The organism is Arthrobacter sp. GW460-12-1-14-TSB2, assembly GCF_059423525.1.
The window spans coordinates 18,277-37,171 of record NZ_JBWKYC010000010.1 but is presented as its reverse complement, the minus strand read 5'-3'; the positions used below and the strand labels follow the sequence as shown (position 1 = coordinate 37,171).

Genomic DNA, 18,895 nt, shown 5'->3' with positions numbered 1-18,895 from the left:
ATGCTATTGAACATGCCCCGCACCCAAGGGGGAGAGTCTGTACTCTCCCGAGTCGTCCGCATCGTCGAAGCCTTCGGGCCGGGCGATTCCGCGCTGACCATCACCGAAATTGCCCGCCGTTCCGGATTGCACATCGCTACCGCCTCCCGGCTGGTGGAGGAACTGGGCAGCTTCGGCTGGCTGCAACGGGACGAGGACCGGAAGGTGCGGATCGGGGTCCGCATGTGGGAGCTCGTCTCCCGGGCTTCACCGACGCTCAGCCTGCGGGAAGCAGCGATGCCTGTCATGGAAGACCTGCATGCAATCGTTGGCCAGCACATCCAGCTCGGAGTCATGGAAGGCGATAAGGTGCTCTTCGTGGAGCGCCTGACCGCGCGCCAAGGGTATGCATTGCTCGCCGGGCACATTCCCCCCGACGCCACCGGCGTCGCCATGCCGGTCCGGGACCCTTTGGGCAAGGTGGTGGCCGCCCTGGCAATCATTGTGCCCAATGACGATACTGCACGCTCCCGCATCGCAGTCCTTCAAGCCGCGTCAGGCGCCGTTTCCCGGGCGATGCCGTACCCGGCACCGCCACTCCCGTAAGTCGTCCCACGTTTTCCTCTCGACCATTGAGAGTTGCGTAGTGGCGGCGGTCACCCGTGAGTGAACCTTTGTGGAGAACAAGACGAGCAAAGGAGCCGAGATGTTCACTGGAGAGAATTCCGCCGCCGAAGCGTCACAGGTCAAGCTGACGGTGACGGCGAAGGCCGGGGTCGCTGACGAAGTGGTAGCCCTGACATTGGCCCATCCCGACGGCCGCAGGCTGCCTGACTGGACACCAGGATCCCATGTCGATGTGGTGCTTATGATGAAGAAGAAACCACTGTGACGGAGTATGCGTCGGAAAGAACTTCCGCCGTACCGGCACTATAAGGTTCAGTGATACGACGCAAAGCTGCATGGATATCGGTTTTAGTGATGCGGCTCGCTTGAATGGCCGACCTTGTGAGCTGATTTGAGTAAGAATGCAGTATGACTGCTCAATTTAGAGCAAACTTAGCGACTCGACGAGTCGTTCTTGGAATGCTTGCGGCGCCGTTATTTGTGTCGGTTCTGATCGGCACCTGGATTGCTTCGGGCAAGTTTAGCGTTCTGACCTTTTCCGTTGCTGTTTTTCTGGCCGCAATTGTAGGTTCTACTTTTGGGTACTCGGCATGAGCATAGTGTTCGGCCTTATTTCCTCTGAAGCAGCAAGGCTGGCAGGGTTGTCTACAGGAACGTGGAGGCGCCACTCGACCACTGATCGAATGGCGCCTCTTTCCGAATAAACTAACGGAATTCTGTCCAGGTTACAGGATACGGATCGTAGTACTCGCCAAATGCTGTCATGATATTGACAGCAAAGGCCTGCCATGACTCTTCCGCACCAATCACGTACAGATGATTTCCGGCATCTCCTAGATCGTTATCGGCAATCCATCCTGAAACTGAAAGAAATGTACTCGTTTCCAGGGGTCCGTATTTATCGATGTCAAACGAAATGGATGACCCTAATCCATCTACATGCCCTGCCGCGGTCAAGAAGCGAAAGCCAAAGCCGGTTATCTTTTGGCTCCATTCATTTGCCGGATACGAATGAATGTACGTAGAATCAAAATGTTCAGTTGTAATTTGCCCCAAGCGCAGTGAGCGGTAAGAACTGTCCTATGGATGGAAAACCTCGTGGGGCTCCGGCGATTGGAAAGTAGCAATTAAAGCAATCGTGCATTATGTCGCTGATCGCTAAGGGAGACATAGCAACGGGAAATGCAGTTTCGGTGTTCGGAGAGACTTTCTGCGTCAAAGTTCTTGTCTGGGGAGACCAGTCATAAGAAGTTTCAACAGAGCCAAATGCCGCCCGCCACCTGCATCGTGGTACTGTGTCGCCGATGACGCACCTTGCTCGCCTTGAAACTTGGGTTGCGGCGCACCGGGATGTGCTCGAGCAGCACGGTCAAGTCACGCTTGTGTCCGGCCCGCCGGGCACGGCAAACCCGTCAGTTCATCTCCTGGTGGCTCTGTCTACTGACTCGGACGTTGAGTTGTTACTTTGGGAGTCTGGTGACGCCGAGTTCAACCATGGGCCCTTCACTGCCTCGGTCTTTGAGCACCTCGAGTTGGAGTCTCCCGAGGAACTGGCCGATCTCCTCGGGAGATTCCTAGATGCTGTGACAGGCGGAGCGCGGTGATTCGTCTCCTGTTCTCGCATTCTCGTGCGCGCTTTGGTCACGGTTGGCATCGTCTGAGCGTTGCCAACCGCAACTCGGTGACGAGCGCACAGAAGACTGGCTTTATGCCCTTTCTTCAGCGCCGGAGCCAGCTACTACTACAGCACTGATGTTCGGTTCAACCATTTTGCTCGGTTGGGCCGGTCGCTGATCGACGTGCTCAACACCGTGACCCTGCTGCGCGACCACGGCGTCCATGTGCGCTCGATCGCCGACGGCATTGACCCGGCGACATCGACCGGGCGCACGATGCTGAATATGCTCGCCACCCTCGCCGAGTACGCGCGCGATCTGATCGTTGAGCGGGTCAACGCCGGCATCGCAGCCGCGAGGCAGAATGGCACACGTTTCGGCTGGCCGGTCTCCGTGGCCCCGCCGCACGTGAGTCAATCGGCTAGCGTGCAGCCGCGAGTGGAGGGGCTTCCAGATAGACGTCGACGAGATCTTCGTGATCGAGGACGAATCCGTGGCGCTCGTACAAGTGGCGTGCAGGGCTGCCTCGAAGGACGTTAAGACGGTAAGGTCGCCTATCATCGCGTTCCGCCATGATCTGGGCCAGAACTTTGCTCCCAATACCCTGTCCCTGATGTGCCGGCGCGAGGTAGAAGTGTTCTAGCCATAGAGCATCGGATTCTGGACGGAGTGCCACGAGCCCAATGTCTTCCGCGTCGACTTGGATAACGCGAGTGTGCGCGGGAATGAAGGCGTCAAGGAAGCGCTTGCGAACACGGCCCGGGTCATAACGACCAAGTCGTTCCAGGTCGGGACGCATGACTTCGGCTCGCAACTCCGCCATCCATTGCGCGTCAGAAAGATCACTTGCCCGGAACACCCATTCAGCTGACACAACAATCATCCAACCGGACAGTCCGCTTCGACGCAAAACGCTTGCCGGATAGCTGCTCGACAGCAACGCCCGTAAGGCGGTGGCTGATCGACGACTCCAGCAAGAAATGTTGACTTTTCGTTGATCGGCACCCGGGGATACCCTTGTTCCGTTCCGTCTTCAGGACACGCGGCCAGGCTCCGCAAGACTGTCAGTGCCCGGGAGCACCATGGAGATATGACGGCTCCAACTGTGGAGGCGGCCATCCATGACCTGATGGATCTCGCCTGGAAAGTTGTCTATAACCTGCTCGAGGAGCGGGGCCTGCTCGGCGACGGGTTGTTCGTCGAGGAGTACACCGGCATCCACTCCTGGCTCGACGGGCCCACGCGCTACACCATCGTCCACTCCCGGACGGTCGCGGTCCTGTTTGTGGACACCCGGCCCGTTGACGCCATCGCCTTCCACCATGACTTGCTGGGCTCCGACGACCCGAAACGCTTCTTCAGCATCCCTGGCTAAATTGGACGACCCCCGTCTAGATGCCCGACTCTTCGGTGGCAGACGGATTGGCCAGCCGGACGATCTCGAATTCGGCAACGTCCAGAAGGCGGCGGCTTCCGGTGAGGTAGTCCGTGATCCAGAACAGCTCCTGGCTGGGGGCGATCTCCGTGACCTGGCCGCGGTTGCACCAGGGTGCCCTTGTAGGAGGCTTCAATTTGATCGCCGCAGGAAAGGGCCGCCATCGAGAGGATAGCGGTTCTTTCAGGACTGGAAGTGCCGGGCGTGTCTGTCGTGGTGCTCATGCTTGAAGGATGGTGGGCGAAGGTTGCCTGCTGATGTCCGCAGGATGATGGGCAGGTGGCGGCCGTTAACCCCGCCCGGCGAAAAAAACCAGTCTTGTATCAGGGGATGGCCGGCCCGAAACTCTCCCAATGGGAGTCATCGAAGAATTGCGGGCACTTGACCATGTCGTGGACCGGCTCGCCGAAAAGTATCCGGCGGTGCCGCGGCAACACATCGAAGACCTCGTCGAGCAGGAACACCGGACGTTGGACAGCGGCAGGGTCCGTGACTATGTTCCGATCCTGGTCGAACACGCCGTCAAGGACCGGCTAAGACAGTAGTAGCTGCACGCGTCCCGAGGCTTCTCCGCCCAGATATAAGGAAGCCCCTGCCCTGTGAAGGTGCAGGGGCTTCCAGTGGCCTGGCTAGTGGTCACCTTGTTGCCAGCGCAGGGGTAAGGGTGTACTGGTTGGGCAGCTTCAGTGACCGTTCAGCCGACGTCGCGCAACCGGTCCGGGAAGTCGGCGTCTTGGCCTGTGCCGGGCTACGGCTTGCGGCCGGGCAAGACGAGGAGTGCGTCTCCGACCGGGCGTTCACCGGCCGCGTCGGACGGGGAGTTTACGACCTGACCGCTCTGGACCATCGTTGTTGATCCGCCGCCGTCCAGGTTGATCGCGTTGACCATGCCCAGGGACCGGGCCACGTCGGCGGATTCTTTGATGCTCAGTCCGAGAGACGTCGTCTGGCGCCCGTCGGCGGTGACCAGCAGGGTACGGCCCTGGGCGTCAACGCCTGCAATGGTGCGCGGATTCCGCTTGTGCACCCACCCGTAGAAGAAGGAGTTGCCGTCTCCGGTGCGCACCATGCCGTCGCGCTTGGCGGTCACGTTGAGCTCGCCGTTTTGGACCAGTGTCGGTCCGCCGTTGACCACGTCGGTGGTGGCGCTGGTCTTGAGGGGTTTCCCGGCTTCGTTGAGCAGATCCGTGTTGACCGTCAGCTTGGAGCCGGCCTTAGCCAGGGCTGCGAGCTTGTCGACCTCCGCTCCTGTGGCCTGCAGGGTGTGGCCGCCGGCCGGGACAGTGGTGCCCCGGGTGTTGTTGACGGCGGTGACCGTGCCATGGGCGTCGAGGAGGGCTTCGAGTCCGGGACCGGACGGTGTTGTAGCGCCGAACTCCGGGGTGAAGGCGACGATCTCGTTTGCGTCGGTGCAGGTGAAGTCGTGCAGCGGAAGGTTCGTCGGCGTGTCGTCGGTGCCGCCGCAGTTGCGGATGAGGCCCGGCACGCGGTTCAGACCGTCCAGGGCGAGCTCTGCCGTGTTGACGGGGGTGGTGACTGTGCCGTGCCATTGCAGCCGCTGGATGGAGGTCTCGTTCTTGGCGCCGATGACGAGGGAGGGCCGGTCCCCGACGGGTTCGCTGAGGACCTTGCCGTCGTGCACCGCGGCGCCTGCGGGATCGCCCGGGGCTCCAGCGGCGGGGTCCATGACGAAGTAGCCGCCGTTGGTCGCTGCCAATGCGCCGGAGGCGGCCGCGAGCTGGCTGGTCGTTTCCCGGTCTTCGAGGTTGGGGCCGAAAGAGGACGTAAGGTCGCCGCGGAATTCCTTGGGATCAATGGTGAGGACCTCCAGCTTCCAGGGCCCGCGGTCGTTTTGGCTGGAGCCTTCGTCGCCATCCCAGCCGGTGTAGATCACTGAGGATTTGTAGCCGGCCGCCTGGATCTGGGCGACAGTGGCGGCACCGTCGGTTTTGGCCGAGAAGTGGCCGGCTCGCACACGGTAGCCGAGGTCCCCGCCGGCATCGGCCAGCTGCGGTGACTGGACATGCTCAACCCGTGCAACAACACCTGCGGCGGTGAGCTTGTCGGCGACTTCATCGGCTTTTGCCTGGGTGGACAGCGCTGATGCCGGAGCGTCCGGATCCAGGGAGGTGGACGGAACGGCAACCTCAGCGGTCCAGAAGAAGTCCTGGTTAGGGGCACCCCGGGTGATTGTGGTCCGGGTAAGGCCTGGGGCCAGAGTGGTCACGTTGCGCGTCTCGGGCAGGTCCTGCGCGCCCAGATCCAGGTGGGAAGGCTGTAATGATCGGGCGGTCTGCTGATCCAGTTCCGGAGCCGTGGGTGCCGCGGTGGAGGCGCCTGCTGGTGCCAGGAAGGCAATGGGGAGGGACACGGCAAGCGCGGTGATAACCGCACGGCGGTGACGATGATTGGGATTGATCATGGTTACCGACACTAGGGTGTTTCGGGGTGGGACTTGGCACGCAAGCGCCCTCGTTAACTATGCTTTCGGGAAGTGTTCTCCACGCGTTTGGGAGGCGGTGTCCAGATGTTCCCGACAGTCGCCACCCAAGCAACCTTCACTCCTATTTTTCGTCGAGAACCGGGTACTGGTCCTTGGTTGATAAGCGCGCGTACCTTGTCCCAAACGGCTTCATTAGTTTGTTCTTTCAGAAGTCGGTCCTGGAAGATACCGCTGAGTGGCTTGCCCTCCATGGTTACCGGGTCATTTCGCTTGACGCCGCAGAGTGGGAAGAGTTGGAGCAAATGCACGTCGACATCGCTTCGGCCCTCGAATTTCCCGCCTATTACGGAGGCAGCTTGGACGCGCTCAACGATTGCCTGAGCGAGGTTGCTGTCGGTTCTTATGGATGGTCCGTCGCCGCAGATACCGGGCTAGTCTTGGTACTTCGCGGCTGCGCGGAATTTTCAGTTGTTGACCCCGTCGGGGCTCATAGGCTTTTGGACGTGTTTGCCCGCCAAGCCTCCTACGCAGCCTTGTTTGGTCACCGCCTGATGTGCTTGGTGCATAGCTCAGACCCGAAGCTTTCCGTTCCGCCTGTCGGCGGAACAACAGTCATGTGGAACTACCTTGAAGCTGCCGATTCAGCACGCCAAACCCGCGGCCTCTAAGTAGTTTTGAGATCCGTCCCGCATAGGGTTCCCCAAACGCGACAGCAGCATCGCACCGCGGTATGGAGTCCCGTACGGATCAAGCCATTTCGACGGCTTCTCCGTGCACGATTATCCCGCCGGACGGAGGCATGTCGACGGTGAGCACGCTCGGGCGGCCGACATGGCTTCCCTGTCGCACCACCACGCGGCTTGGCGGTTCCACGAGTGAGAGCAGGCGCAGGTATCCGCCGAAAGCGGCGGCAGCCGAACCGGTCGCCGGATCTTCGGTGATGGTGCCCACCGGGAAGAGGTTGCGCGAGTCGAATTCGCCCGGCCCCATCTCGTAGAGCGTCGTGACGGTGCCAGCCCAGTCTTGCGCATCCATCAGTGTGCGCATGGTATCCGGGTCGAAAACGAACGAGTCAAAGGCCTTGCGTTCCGCGAAGACGAGAATGGGGTGCCAGTTTCCGGCAAAAGCGACCATCGGCGGGTACGCCGGGTGCAACTCGCCCCGGCGCATGCCGAGCAACCCGAGCAGGGTGGTTAGAACATCGTCGGGGAACTCGGCTACTCGCGGCTCCACGCTCGTGAAGGATGAGGTCACCGCTGAGCCATGGCCTGCAGTCTCGATCACGACGGGCCCTACCAGGGTCTCGAAAACAAAGGTCCCCGCGCCATCCCGCCCTGACAGCGCGACGGCCAAAGCAATTGTGGCATGGCCGCAGAACGGCACCTCGGCGATCGGGGAGAAGTACCGCACCCGGTTCCGGCGGGAGTCCCCGTCAACCGACACCTCCGTGACAAAGACGGTTTCCGCATACCCGACGTCGGCCGCGATGGCCTGCATCCGGGCGTCATCGAGACGGGTTGCGTCCAGTACTACTCCCGCCGGATTTCCCCCGTCGGGGGTGCTGGTAAAGGCGGCATAACGAAGTACGTCGGGTGTCTGATTCATTGCTACATCCTCGGTGGGTTGTGAAGATACGGGCGTGGCGAAGACCAACAGGGCGAAGCGAAATGCGACTGTAGCACTAGTCCTGTACGGCTCTGCCGGCCATGGCGAGGGCGATGTTTCGGGGGAGGCGCTGCGCGATGCCGGCCAGCAGGCGATTTCCCAAGCCTGAGACGACGCTCACGGGTGTAGTGCGGCGATCGAGAGCGCGCAGGGCGGTGTCGATGACATCGCTGGCGCCCTGCAGCCGGCCGACCGCTGCGGCCTGGCTCCCGAGTACATCGAAAAACTCGGTGCGGGTAGCCCCCGGGCAGAGCGCGAGTACACGAAGGCCGGATTCCTTCGTCTCATGCGCCACGGCTTCGGTGAAGCTCAGGACAAATGCCTTGGTTGCTCCGTAAACCGCCATCCCAGGCACCGGCTGAAAAGCTGCGGTACTGGCCACATTGATGAGTGCGCCCCTCCCGGCGGCGAGCATCTCGGGGAGGAATGCCCGCGTGGTCTCGACGAGAGAGGCCACGTTGAGGGAGATCTCCGATGCGATGACCGCGGGGTCTTCCTTGACCAAAGGGCCGCTCGTGGCGAAGCCCGCGTTGTTGATCAGGGTGTCGATGCGGATGCCCCGGCCGGCAAGCTCCTCGCGGAGTTCCGCTCCGGCTCCCGCACGGCTCAAATCCTTCGAGAGCGTAGTCACCGAAATGCCGTGCGCGTCGCGCAGCTTCCGGGCGAGATCCTCAAGCCTGTCGGTCCGCCGTGCGACCAGCACAAGGTTGGCCCCGCGCGCTGCAAATCGTGCGGCAAACTCCGCGCCGAGCCCGGAGCTCGCTCCAGTGATGAGTGCCGTGGTTCCGGTGTAGCTCATGGTCATGTCGAATCCATTCCGTGTGGCAGCTACTCTATGTAGCCAATGGCTACATAGTAGACATTGGCATCATTGTAGTCAATGACTACTTTGTGGCTATACTCATCTCATGACCGATCAGCCCTACCATCACGGTAAGCTCCGCGAGGCGCTGCTGGCCCGTGCAAGGGAAGTCATCGAAGAAGCAGGAGTCGAGGGGCTTTCCCTGCGGCAGCTCGCGCGTGATCTGGGTGTGAGCCACGCGGCACCCGGCAAGCATTTCCGTGACAAGCAGGCGCTTCTCGATGCCCTCGCCCTAGACGGTTTCCGCAGCATGAATGCCCGGATCACAAGAGCGTCCAAAGCCGCCGGAGGCCATCGGTCACGCTTTGTCCGGATCGCCAGGGCCTATGTGGACTTCGCGGTCGCCCACCCGGTCCTGTTGGCCGTGATGCACTCCACCAAACACCATCCTGACGCCAGCGATGAACTGCGCAGCATCGGTGAAGACGGCATAGCGGTCGCCAGGGCGCTCATCGCTGAAGCCCAGGACGCCGGGGAGGTGGCGCCAGGGGACCGCGAGATGCTCGCGCTCGTCTGCTTTGTGAGCCTGCATGGAGCCGCTGTGCTGGCGGCGGGCAACCTCCTGGATGGAACTTCCATCGACGCCCTGACGGTTGCCACAACAGACCTGTTGTGGGCAGGCATGGCCGCAGGTCCCGCACCCCAGGGAGCCTCGGGAATCGGCGCCTGAGCCGCTCGCCTAGATGAACTCAGCGTCATAAACCCCCGTTGAGACGAACCAGCCGTCAGGCATCCTTCCTGCAGAGAAACCGCATCATCGCCGCCCTTGCAGGGGTGACCTGTGTCGTGGAAGCCCGCTGGCGCTCAGGGGCGCCCAACACTGCACACCACGCCGAAACCATTGCCTGGCATGTCGCGGCCGTCCCCGGGAGCGTGCACAGCGCCAACTCCGCAGGATGCCACAGGCTCCTGAAAGAAGGCGCGGCGGTGCTGGTGTCCGATGCAGCCGAACTTCTCGCAGACTAATCCTTCAGGTGGCCGCCCCCTTTCCGGGGCGGTCACCGCTGGCGGTCCGCCGCCGTGGTCGGCTTGCGCCGTGGGTCGGCGGCGGCGGACCGCCATACGCACACGCACCGCCGGCGACCGGGGACGCGCGGCCACCGAAGTCAGGGACGCCGAAAGAAGACCGGGGTCCTGATGGAGCGTCCGCAGGGCTCACCAGAAAAGGGCGTCCGCTGGCGCGGCCGGCTGTGGGGCCAGTGCCGGCTCCGCAGGGCTCCGCCGCCCCTGGCCCTGTTCTGGAGGACCCGCTTCCCTTCCAGGCAGACCCTCCGCGCCGCGGGCCCGGTGGTCCATCTGGACAAATATGATGTCTTCGCGATGGGCCGCTCCAACGAAGTGCACGCCGCCCTGACCGACTGGCAAACCTTCCAGTCCGCGGCCGGCGTCGGACTGAGCAACTTCCGCTATGACAAGCCGTGGCGTCCCCCGAGCCTGCTGCTCGAAGCGGACCCACCCCACCACGACGCGCCCCGCGCGGTCCTCACCAAGATCCTCGGGCCCCGTGAAATCCGCAGGCTGGGCGAATCCTGGGCCACCGACGCTGAGGAACTGGTCGAGGACCTGCTGGCAAGAGGCAAAGAGTTCGATGCCGTCACGGACCTGGCCGCGGCGTTTCCCCTCCGGGTCTTTCCCGACGCCGTGGGAATACCCCAGGCGGGCAGGGAAGACCTCCTTCCCTACGGGGACCGCGTCTTCAACGCCTTCGGCCCGCCAAACGAGCTCGTCGCCAAAGGGGCGCCGCGCGTGGCCGGACTCTCGGCCTCGATAGGCTCCCAATGCGCACGCGATGTCCTGACGGCGGACGGATTCGGTGCCCAGATCTGGGCCGCCGCGGACAGGGGAGACATCACCGAGGCCCAGGCGCCCCTGATTGTCCGCTCGCTGCTCACCGCCGGAGTGGACACTACAGTGAATGGCCCGGCAGCCGTCCTCTACGCCTTCGCCACCCACCCTGACCAGTGGGACCTGCTGCGCGAAAAACCCGCCCTGTCGCGCACCGCCTTTGACGAGGCCGTACGGTTCGAGTCACCTGTCCAGACGTTCTTCCGGACCACCACACGGGACATCGAAGTCGGCGGCGCACTCATCCCCGAAGGCCGCAAGATCCTCATGTTCCTCGGATCAGCCAACCGGGATCCGCGACGCTGGGAAAACCCGGATGCTTTCGACCTGAACCGGGATCCCTCCGGCCATGTAGGTTTCGGCTTCGGCATCCACCAATGCGTCGGCCAGCACATCGCGCGCCTGGAGGCAGCGACCATCTTGAGCGTCCTGGCCAAGAGGATCACCTCCATAGAGATTTCAGGACCAACCCGCAGGCACCACAACAACACCCTGCGGGCCTGGGCATCCCTGCCCGTCCGCGTCCGAACCGCCTGAACAACCCGAAGGCAGTACCGGCCGCGTAATACCGCAACCACAACCAGACACGACGCCAGCAACCAGACAGCCGCTTGCGGCTGCCCGGTTCAGTGCGCCAATTTACAAGGACGTAAACATGGACATCCTCAACGAAGTCCGCTCATCACCGATGAGCAGGCTCCAAATGCGGGCAGTCGCCGTCGCCATTGCCCTGATGCTGATAGACGGTATGGACGTGGCAGTCGCCGCCTACGCAGCGCCGTCCCTCTCCAAAGCCTGGAGCCTTGACCCCGTTACTCTCGGGTTCCTGCTCAGCTCCGGCCTCGTGGGCATGGCCGCTGGCTCCCTATTTCTAACGCCGTTCTCGGACAAGATCGGCCGCCGCAGGATGATGCTGGTCGCCCTGGTCCTGGTCAGTGCAGGCATGGTCCTGTCCGTCTTCGCCGGGGACGTCGTGCAGCTCATGGCGTACCGCGTTCTCGCCGGTCTCGGTATCGGAGGCATGATCGCGAACCTGAACGTGTTTGTTTCGGGGACCCGACCGGCCTACGAGTGCTGGCAGGCAGACAGCGGTGAGGGCGGCATCAGCGGCCCTCACCGTCGTTGGTTCGTCCCGAGGACTTCGACCTAGACACCATCGGCAAAGCACCGGCAACCGCCAGCAACGATCGCGTCCACAGCACGTCTACCCGCTGACCTCCCACAAGCCGGACCAGGCAACCCCCGGCCAGCAAAGACGGGTCCCACGGCTAAGCCGTGGGACCCGTCTTCCTGACATTTGCGCGGGAGGCTTTGAAGGGGGTGCCCCGTCACACGAGGGCATGTCCGCTCAATCCGCCATGCAGCGGCGCAGCTCCGCCTTTTCCGTGATTTAGGGCGGGGTGGACCGCTAGATGCCTGATCCTGGGGCACCAAAATAGCTTGAAAGCCGTCGAGCCCCATCGCAGGCCAGGTCGATGATGCTGGGTGAGGAATCCGGTTGGTGGAGGATACCGTCTCGTAGTCCGCTGACCGATAGGGACGCCATCACATGGCCGCGGTGATCAAATATCGGGGCAGCGACGGCGGCCATTCCCAAGGTGACTTCGTCGTCGCTGAGGGCGAAGCCGGCATCGCGGATTTCTTTGAGCTTTCCATAGAATTCCGCTCGGGATCGCGCGCCGAGACTAAAATCCGAGCTCTGGACCATGACCGCAGCGTAGTCCTCCCAGGCCTTGGGGGTGTCGAAAGCCAACAAAGCGCGGGGTGCGGCACCGAGGTGCAAGGGCAAAGAGCTTCCAAGGGCCAAGCGGCGACTGTTCACTCGCTTTCCGTCAATCCGCTCGATGCATACGGCACGGGTACCGCTCCTGATGCAAAGGAATACAGTTTCCCCGGTTGCATCGTGGATTTCGCGGAGCACGGGAAGCGCAGCCCGCCGCAAGTCCAGTTGGTTCAGCAGATTCCCCGCGAGGGAGATCATCTTACTGCCGATTCGATAGGAACCGCGGTGGCCAAGCTGCTCTATCCAACCGGTCTCAACAAGGGTTCCCAACATGCGGTATACGGAGCTGATGGGTTCGCCTGTGAGGTCGGCGAGTCTAGCGGAGGTTGAGACGCGTTCGACAGCCAGCGCATCCATGAGGGAGCTGGCTTTGGCCAATACCGACTCGTTCGATTCGGGGGCGTTGAACTCGTGAGTGGTCGGGACCGGCTTGAATTCCGCCATCAGATCGGTCAGGGCCTGCGCTGCAGCCGCGAGAACGGTTTTGGCTTCTTCCTGCTGGTTGACCACTTGGTCGACCAGACCCGCTGCCGTCAACGCGCCGAAGATGCTGCCGTCCGCGCTGAATACGGGAAATCCCAAGGCCGCAATCCCATCGACAACCTCATTGGATTCCATTCTCCAGCCGTCGCGTTTAGTGTCTGCGACCAGTTGGCGGAGAGTCTCGGCGTCAATGGGCGTCCTTGACGCCCATTGAGCATACGGGGCTTGGGCAAGGAGCTCGTCGAATACTTCGGGGGGTTGCCACGCCAGTAGCACATGGGATGCGGCACCGGCGTGGAGTGGAAGGATCCGCCCGGATGAGAGCTCGTGGAGATCGACTTCCGTGGAATCAACCTGCTCCAAGCAGACGGCAGTGCCGTTGCGCGGTATCCAGAATGCCGCCGTTAAACCCAGCTCGGACTGGATGCCCTCCAGCAAGGTATTGAGGGCTTCATGATCGAGGAGGGCGTCGGTTGCCGCCTCCGCAAATCGCAAGATCCCAATGCCCAATTCAACGAGCCCGGCCGGGGAGCGGCGGAGAATCCCTGACTGTTCCAGCGCGCTGATGATCCGGTAGACAGAAGGCCGCGGTTCGTCGACAGCTTTCGCCAGGTCCGCCGGAGTCGAGGGGCCGAGGGCGGACGCTTCATCAACCACTTGTGTAGCCTTGAGCACCAGCTGAATCAGCTTGGCTGCCTGCGTCATGGTTGCACCCCTCGAATCGAACTGCCTCGCGCCACAAGCGACATGAATCGGGGGACCGGGCAGGATGTCGCCTTTCATGAACAACCTGTCCAGTATATGCGACTTGCCGTCGAGGGCGACCGCGCCAGCCCGATCTCGCCGCGATCCCTTAGGGCCACACTGGAGCGCCCGACTTGGCGTTGGACGCTACGAAACTTCCAGGCCTGAATCGGCATAGGCAGTCTTGGCCTGCGGCCCGGTGAGGAAACGGGTGAGTGCTTTAGCCGCCGGTTTCCGTGCCGCTGGCGCAGTGGAAGCAATCGCAAAGTTCGTGTAGTGCTGGACAGAGTCCGGCAGCGGGCCGATGACCCGTGCGCCGGGCACATGCAGGAGTTCGCTGATCTGCTGGACCGCGAGATCTGCTCGTCCGTCGATGACAGCTGCCGCGGTGGGCCCGTGGTCGATGAGCGTGGCTCGCGAATTCACCTCGTCGGCAATGCCGAGCTTCGTGATCAGGGTCTGGAAGTACAGCCCGCTGGGGCTGTTGCGTGAATAGGCCACGGAGCCGGCGGCGGTTAGGGTTCCCGCCAGCGTCCTGACAGTGGAAATGTCCGGCTGTTTCCTGCCAGGGCATGCCGCGATGCCTATCCCGGATTTCGCTAAAGGGACGATGGTGCCGGCCGCCAGGACGCCTGAGGCTGCCAGAGCTTGGAGGGAGGCCGACATGCCGATCATCACGTCCGGCAGAGCGCCGGCGTCGATCCGCTGCACCAACACGTTGGTTGAGGCGTAGACGATGTCCACGGTAGCGCCGATCTCGGTGCTGAGGGACTCCAGGCCGAGGCTTTCTAGGGCCGGCTTCAGTGCGGCGGCGCAGAAGAGCGAAACCCTCGGGCTGCTCTTGTGATGGGAGCTCATGTGGCTGTCCTTATCCAGGGTGGGCATGCGGGTACTGCCCAGCAGGTATGTGGGGAGGGGAGGCAGGAGCTGCTGTCCTTCCCCTGGTGACTACGGTCAGCTCGTGAATGGGGCGAGAACGATGTCGAAGCGGGTTCTGGCCCAGGACCGGCCCCCGAGGTCGCGTCCGTCGGGCGCAGCCGTACCGGGTGCCTGTTCTTCGAAGTCCCTGATGAGAGATTCCTTGACCCCAAAAACGCTGTCGTGCTTCAACAGTTCGTCGCCGCGGACAAAGATATGCGTTACCAATGTCCGCAGGCCCGGCGCGGTGACCATGAAGTGGAGGTGCGAGGCCCGCATGGGTGACCGTCCGACGGCCTCCAGCATTTCCCCCACCGGGCCGTCGTGGGGGATCGGGTATGGGGTCGGCGTCAGCCCCCAGAACCGGTAGTTACCATTCGCGTCGCTGAAGAGATGGGCCCGGCCGGACACTCGCTGGTCAGAGTACTGTACGTCGTAGAAGCCGTCCTCGTCGGCTTCCCAAACTTCGATTCTCGCATTTGGGATGGGGTTGCCGGCGGTGTCCTTGACGCTGCCTTCGACCCAGCATGGCTGGCCGGGAGCGGCGCCGGCGATGTCCCCACCGTTCTCGATTTCCGGAGCGTCTTCGACGAAGAAGGGGCCAAAAACTGTGGCCTCGGTCGCGTTGTCAATGGTTTCGTTGTTGACGGCGATCGTTTGCATCGATGCCCCGAACACGTCGGAGAGCAGGATGAATTCCTGCCGTTTGTCGTCTGTGATGTGGCCGGCCGCCGTCAGGAAGCTGATTGCGGCATTCCATTCGGCTTCTGTCAGGCGCACTTCACGGATGAAGGAGTGGATGTGCCGGGTCAATGACTGCATGAGTTGTTTGAGTCTCGGGTCCTGGCAGCCCTCGAAGGAGGCCAACACATTCTCGACCAGTTTCTGCTCGACCCTTTGCTGGGCCTCGGAGACTGGGTGCAGGGCTACATGAGTGCCGGTTTCAATGACTCGGGTCTGGTTGTTCACGATGGTTCCTAGCTGTCGGTGGGGGTGGTGGTGCTTCTCAGGACGGGGGCAATGAATCGGTTCTCTAAGCGCGGACCAAGGGCTGGGATGCGGCGTCGAGGGCCTGAAGTTCGGCGTCGGTGAGTCTGATGTCCATGGCCGCCAGCAGCGGGGGAACCTGCCCGTTAGTCCGCGCACTGGCGATGGGGGCGACGACCCCGGGTTGAGCAGCCAACCACGCGAGGGCGATGGAGGCGGGCTGGACATTATGGTTGGAGGCAACGAGACGCACAACGTCCAGAACCCGGAGTCCTTGAGGCGTGAGGTACTTCGAGGCGTCGGCGGCTCGAGGACCCTCGATCGGCGCCGTGCCGGCGTATTTTCCCGTCAGGAAGCCGTGGGCCAAGGAGTAGTAGGGCATGACTGCCAGGCGGTGCTTGATCGCCAGGGGCAGGATGTCTGCTTCGACGCCACGCTCCATGAGGCTGTATTGGGGCTCCAGCGCGACAGGTGTGTGGAATCCTTCCCGCTCGGAGATCCTAAGCCATTCCTCGATGCGCTCTGCTGAGTAGTTAGAGATCCCGAGGGACCGCACCTTTCCTTCGTCCACCAGCGAGGACATTGCAGCGATGCTGTCGGCCAGGGGTGTCCCCGGGTCGTCGAAGTGGGCGTAGTAGATGTCGATGGTGTCGACGCCGAGGCGGGTGAGGGAGCCGTCGACGGCGGTACGGATTGTCTTGGGGGCCATCCCTTGGAGGTCGGGGTGGTGGCTGACTTTGGTTGCCAGAACGAGATCATCCCGGTTGGAACGGCCGGCCAGCCACTTGCCGATGATGGTTTCGGACTCGCCGCCAGAATTTCCCTCTCCCCAGAAGGAGTAGGAATCGGCGGTGTCCAGAAAATTCCCGCCGCCTTCGATGTAGGCGTCGAGGATCGAGTGGGAGGTCGCGGTGTCAGCGGTCCAGCCGAAGACGTTGGTGCCAAGTGCCAGGGGAGATACTTCGATTCCTGGGGCGATGGTCCGCATGGTGGGCAAGGTCGGTCTCCTAAGTAGTTCTGCTGAACGAGATTCCGGATGTTCGAGGTTCAGGGGGTTGGGCGGGCCAGCGGGCCTCCGGCGGGTCATCGTTCAGACGTTTCCGGAGGCCGCCTTCCGTGCCTCAAACGGAGGGGGTGGGGCTTGGCGGCTTTCCGGCCCAGGCGGCGTTCAGGATTCCCACGACATCGTCGTAGGTGATAGGGCGCGGGTTGCCGTAGGAGCGGCTGGTTACCTCTTCGGCGATTCGGGGGATGTCCTCCTCCCGCATGCCAAGTTCGGCGAGGGACCGTGGCGCGTTAAGTTCGCCGGCGATCTCCCACAACCGTTCGGCCGGGTCGGCCGCGCCACCCAGGGCCCGTGAAAGGGCCGCGGTGGCCTCGGGTGCTGCCGGCTGGTTGAAGCTGAGGGCGTGGGGGAGCACCACCGTGTGGGTTTGGGCGTGCGGAAGGTTGAGGGTTCCGCCCAGCGCGTGGCACAGCTTGTGGTGCAGGGACATCGTGGTGGCTCCCAGGCACGCGCCGCACAGCCATGATCCGTAGAGGGCGTTGCTTCTGGCCCCTGGGTCCGAGGGATCGGCGACTATCGCGGGGAGGGCGGCGGCCAGGGCTTTGACGCCTTCCTCGGCCATCAGCGAGATGATCGGGGTGGCGTCCGGGGCATAAAGGGCCTCGACGGCGTGCGCGATGGCGTTGATGCCGCTGGTCACCGACATGGAGGCTGGCAGTGTTGCGGTCAGCTCGGGGTCGTAGACAACACTGCGGGGCAGTACCCGGGGGTCGCGGCCGGTTTCCTTACGCCCGTCGGTGGTGAGGCCCCACACGGGGGTCATTTCGGAGCCGGCGTAGGTGGTGGGCACGGCGACGATCGGAAGGCCGTGCTTGAGAGCGATTGCCTTGCCGAGTCCGATGGCCGAGCCGCCGCCGACGGCGACGCAGCCGTCGGCACCGACCCTTGCTGCCTCGTCGCTGGCGCGTTGGGCGACCTCGTTGGGGACGTGCATGACGGCTTCGGGCAGCACACCCACGCAACGGTCACCCAGTGCCTCGGCCACCCGCCGGCCGGTGTCCTCCTGTTCTGGGGAGCAGAGGACCAGGACCCGCTTGAGCCCGATCTGGTCGAGTTCCTCGGGGAGAGTCGAGAGTGAGTCGGCGCCGAACCGCACTCGCATGGGCAGGGCTTCGTATACAAACTGGCGAGTCATAGGGGTGAGCTCCTTTGTAAATTCTTGTCGCTGAACATTGTGCGCAGGCGAGGTGTTCCGGAAAGGGTGGGGCGGGCGGGTCAGCGTGAGCCGGCGCGGCGCTTGTTGTAGATGTCGAATGCGACGGCCAGCAGCAGTACCAGGCCCTTGATCACGGACTGCACGGACTGGTCGATGCCCATCAGCTGCATTCCGTTGCTCATGACGGCCATGATGAGGCCGCCCGCCATGGCGCCGGCCACTTTGCCGACGCCGCCGGTGACAGCGGCGCCGCCAATGAATGCTGCGGCGATCGCATCAAGTTCGAACATGTTGCCGGCGCCGGGCTGGGCGCCGTTGGATCGGGAGGAGAACACGATGCCGGCCAGGGCCGAGAGGAGTCCCATGTTCACGAAAATCCAGAAGTTGACGGTGCGGACCTTGACTCCTGAGAGTGCGGCCGCGACCACGTTGCCGCCGATGGCATAGACCTGTCGACCGAAGACACTTCGCTGCATCACGACGCTGTAGGCCAGTATCAGGATGGCCAGCATGATCAGGACGATCGGCATGCCGCGGGCCGTGGCCAGCTGCCAGGCGAAGGTCATGACCGCGATGGCGACAACGACGATTTTCGCGATGAACAGGGGGAAAGACGGGACCAGCTGGTTGTAGCTGATGAGCGCCTTGCGGGTGCGGTACTGGCTGAATGCGTAACCGGCCACTGCGATGGCGAAGATTACAAGGGTGAAGACGTCGTAACCGGCACCGCCCAGGAGCCCGTTGAGGAAGCCCGACGCGATCTGGCCGTACTCGGCAGGGAACGGGGAGAGCGAGACGTTGTCCAGCACCACCAGGGTCAGGCCGCGGAACAGGAGCATGCCTGCGAGGGTGACGATGAAGGCCGGGATCCCGACGTAGGCCACCCAGTAGCCGTGCCAGGCCCCGATGAGCAGGCCTGTTAGGAGTGCGGCGATGACGCCCACCCACCATGGCTGGCCGTATTGGATGACGACCACTGCCGAGACGGCTCCGGTGAGGGCGACCACGGAACCCACCGAGAGGTCGATGTGGCCGGCGATGATCACGATGACCATGCCGATCGCCAGGATCAGGATGTAGGAGTACTGGAGGACGATGTTGGTGATGTTTCCCGGTCCGAGCGAGGCTCCGCCGGTCAGGACGCCGAAGAGCGCGACGAGCGCTACGAGTGCGACGTAGATTCCGCTGGTGCGCATGTTGCGGGTGAGCAGTTCGCGGATTTCGCTGGTGCCGGCGGTGACGACTGATGCGGGAGGCGAGGCCTTCCCCATTTGGGATCCCTTGGG

At 62.9% G+C, this 18,895-nt stretch carries 22 protein-coding genes and 1 pseudogene; 11 read left to right on the top strand and 12 right to left on the bottom strand.

Annotated features, from left to right (window positions below; genetic code table 11):
- Positions 1 to 12 precede the first annotated feature (12 nt).
- The 3 genes from AC07YR_RS13210 (at position 13) to AC07YR_RS13200 (ending at position 1,200) form a co-directional block, all read left to right on the top strand.
- Positions 13 to 585 (top strand): IclR family transcriptional regulator, encoded by a 573-nt coding sequence (locus AC07YR_RS13210; RefSeq protein WP_494734237.1) that lies wholly within the window; start codon positions 13 to 15, stop codon positions 583 to 585.
- Positions 586 to 685: 100 nt separating this feature from the next.
- On the top strand, positions 686 to 871 hold the full coding sequence (locus AC07YR_RS13205) for a hypothetical protein (RefSeq protein ID WP_494734236.1): 186 nt from the start codon (positions 686 to 688) through the stop codon (positions 869 to 871).
- A gap of 143 nt (positions 872 to 1,014) precedes the next feature.
- The gene (locus AC07YR_RS13200; RefSeq protein ID WP_494734235.1) at positions 1,015 to 1,200 is read left to right on the top strand and encodes a hypothetical protein; all 186 of its coding nucleotides are present in this window, start codon (positions 1,015 to 1,017) and stop codon (positions 1,198 to 1,200) included.
- Positions 1,201 to 1,311: 111 nt separating this feature from the next.
- Here AC07YR_RS13200 and AC07YR_RS13195 read toward each other — a convergent pair whose 3' ends face one another.
- Positions 1,312 to 1,662 (bottom strand): hypothetical protein, encoded by a 351-nt coding sequence (locus AC07YR_RS13195; protein ID WP_494734234.1) that lies wholly within the window; start codon positions 1,660 to 1,662, stop codon positions 1,312 to 1,314.
- Between the two features lie 719 nt (positions 1,663 to 2,381).
- On the opposite strand from AC07YR_RS13195, the pseudogene AC07YR_RS13190 reads away from it, so the two are divergent.
- Positions 2,382 to 2,615 (top strand): annotated as a pseudogene (locus tag AC07YR_RS13190) (recombinase family protein); the annotation flags it as partial.
- 28 nt (positions 2,616 to 2,643) lie between these two features.
- Here AC07YR_RS13190 and AC07YR_RS13185 read toward each other — a convergent pair.
- Complete coding sequence (locus AC07YR_RS13185) at positions 2,644 to 3,096, bottom strand: GNAT family N-acetyltransferase (RefSeq protein WP_494734233.1); 453 nt, start codon at positions 3,094 to 3,096, stop codon at positions 2,644 to 2,646.
- Positions 3,097 to 3,312: 216 nt separating this feature from the next.
- Here AC07YR_RS13185 and AC07YR_RS13180 point away from each other — a divergent pair, with 216 nt between their 5' ends.
- Positions 3,313 to 3,597 (top strand): hypothetical protein, encoded by a 285-nt coding sequence (locus AC07YR_RS13180; RefSeq protein WP_055806353.1) that lies wholly within the window; start codon positions 3,313 to 3,315, stop codon positions 3,595 to 3,597.
- 16 nt (positions 3,598 to 3,613) lie between these two features.
- On the opposite strand, the gene AC07YR_RS13175 is transcribed toward AC07YR_RS13180, so the two are convergent.
- On the bottom strand, positions 3,614 to 3,793 hold the full coding sequence (locus AC07YR_RS13175; RefSeq protein WP_494734232.1) for a hypothetical protein: 180 nt from the start codon (positions 3,791 to 3,793) through the stop codon (positions 3,614 to 3,616).
- Positions 3,794 to 4,010: 217 nt separating this feature from the next.
- Here AC07YR_RS13175 and AC07YR_RS13170 point away from each other — a divergent pair, with 217 nt between their 5' ends.
- Complete coding sequence (locus tag AC07YR_RS13170) at positions 4,011 to 4,202, top strand: three-helix bundle dimerization domain-containing protein (RefSeq protein WP_494734231.1); 192 nt, start codon at positions 4,011 to 4,013, stop codon at positions 4,200 to 4,202.
- 203 nt (positions 4,203 to 4,405) lie between these two features.
- Here the strand turns inward: AC07YR_RS13170 and AC07YR_RS13165 are convergent, their stop codons facing one another.
- Positions 4,406 to 6,079: a phosphodiester glycosidase family protein gene (locus tag AC07YR_RS13165; protein WP_494734230.1), complete on the bottom strand. Its 1,674-nt coding sequence runs from the start codon at positions 6,077 to 6,079 to the stop codon at positions 4,406 to 4,408.
- A gap of 173 nt (positions 6,080 to 6,252) precedes the next feature.
- Between AC07YR_RS13165 and AC07YR_RS13160 the strand changes: the two genes are divergently transcribed.
- Positions 6,253 to 6,768 (top strand): barstar family protein, encoded by a 516-nt coding sequence (locus tag AC07YR_RS13160; RefSeq protein WP_494734229.1) that lies wholly within the window; start codon positions 6,253 to 6,255, stop codon positions 6,766 to 6,768.
- A 79-nt stretch (positions 6,769 to 6,847) separates the two neighbouring features.
- Here AC07YR_RS13160 and AC07YR_RS13155 read toward each other — a convergent pair whose 3' ends face one another.
- Positions 6,848 to 7,705 carry a PhzF family phenazine biosynthesis protein gene (locus AC07YR_RS13155; RefSeq protein ID WP_494734228.1) on the bottom strand — a complete coding sequence of 286 codons (858 nt, stop codon included), beginning with the start codon at positions 7,703 to 7,705 and terminating at the stop codon, positions 6,848 to 6,850.
- A 76-nt stretch (positions 7,706 to 7,781) separates the two neighbouring features.
- Complete coding sequence (locus tag AC07YR_RS13150; RefSeq protein WP_055806343.1) at positions 7,782 to 8,570, bottom strand: SDR family NAD(P)-dependent oxidoreductase; 789 nt, start codon at positions 8,568 to 8,570, stop codon at positions 7,782 to 7,784.
- Between the two features lie 103 nt (positions 8,571 to 8,673).
- On the opposite strand from AC07YR_RS13150, the gene AC07YR_RS13145 reads away from it, so the two are divergent.
- The 4 genes from AC07YR_RS13145 to AC07YR_RS13130 all read left to right on the top strand — a co-directional run bounded on the left by AC07YR_RS13145 (position 8,674) and on the right by AC07YR_RS13130 (position 11,622).
- Positions 8,674 to 9,297, top strand: a complete 624-nt coding sequence (locus AC07YR_RS13145) for a TetR/AcrR family transcriptional regulator (RefSeq protein ID WP_494734227.1) — start codon at positions 8,674 to 8,676, stop codon at positions 9,295 to 9,297.
- 38 nt (positions 9,298 to 9,335) lie between these two features.
- On the top strand, positions 9,336 to 9,593 hold the full coding sequence (locus AC07YR_RS13140; protein ID WP_055806337.1) for a DNA-processing protein DprA: 258 nt from the start codon (positions 9,336 to 9,338) through the stop codon (positions 9,591 to 9,593).
- 171 nt (positions 9,594 to 9,764) lie between these two features.
- Positions 9,765 to 11,009 (top strand): cytochrome P450, encoded by a 1,245-nt coding sequence (locus AC07YR_RS13135; protein WP_494734226.1) that lies wholly within the window; start codon positions 9,765 to 9,767, stop codon positions 11,007 to 11,009.
- Positions 11,010 to 11,127: 118 nt separating this feature from the next.
- Positions 11,128 to 11,622: an MFS transporter gene (locus tag AC07YR_RS13130; protein WP_494734225.1), complete on the top strand. Its 495-nt coding sequence runs from the start codon at positions 11,128 to 11,130 to the stop codon at positions 11,620 to 11,622.
- 258 nt (positions 11,623 to 11,880) lie between these two features.
- Here the strand turns inward: AC07YR_RS13130 and AC07YR_RS13125 are convergent, their stop codons facing one another.
- From AC07YR_RS13125 to mmsB, 6 genes are all read right to left on the bottom strand, one after another.
- On the bottom strand, positions 11,881 to 13,443 hold the full coding sequence (locus tag AC07YR_RS13125) for an IclR family transcriptional regulator (RefSeq protein WP_494734224.1): 1,563 nt from the start codon (positions 13,441 to 13,443) through the stop codon (positions 11,881 to 11,883).
- 186 nt (positions 13,444 to 13,629) lie between these two features.
- A complete protein-coding gene (locus AC07YR_RS13120) occupies positions 13,630 to 14,340 on the bottom strand; it encodes a substrate-binding domain-containing protein (RefSeq protein ID WP_494734223.1) in 711 nt (236 codons plus the stop codon).
- A gap of 96 nt (positions 14,341 to 14,436) precedes the next feature.
- A complete protein-coding gene (locus tag AC07YR_RS13115) occupies positions 14,437 to 15,324 on the bottom strand; it encodes an intradiol ring-cleavage dioxygenase (RefSeq protein WP_494734311.1) in 888 nt (295 codons plus the stop codon).
- Between the two features lie 109 nt (positions 15,325 to 15,433).
- Positions 15,434 to 16,375: an aldo/keto reductase gene (locus AC07YR_RS13110; RefSeq protein WP_494734310.1), complete on the bottom strand. Its 942-nt coding sequence runs from the start codon at positions 16,373 to 16,375 to the stop codon at positions 15,434 to 15,436.
- A 133-nt stretch (positions 16,376 to 16,508) separates the two neighbouring features.
- Positions 16,509 to 17,588 carry a maleylacetate reductase gene (locus AC07YR_RS13105; RefSeq protein WP_436057481.1) on the bottom strand — a complete coding sequence of 360 codons (1,080 nt, stop codon included), beginning with the start codon at positions 17,586 to 17,588 and terminating at the stop codon, positions 16,509 to 16,511.
- An 80-nt stretch (positions 17,589 to 17,668) separates the two neighbouring features.
- Positions 17,669 to 18,880 carry a multiple monosaccharide ABC transporter permease gene (gene mmsB / locus AC07YR_RS13100; RefSeq protein ID WP_200939432.1) on the bottom strand — a complete coding sequence of 404 codons (1,212 nt, stop codon included), beginning with the start codon at positions 18,878 to 18,880 and terminating at the stop codon, positions 17,669 to 17,671.
- Positions 18,881 to 18,895: the final 15 nt, after the last annotated feature.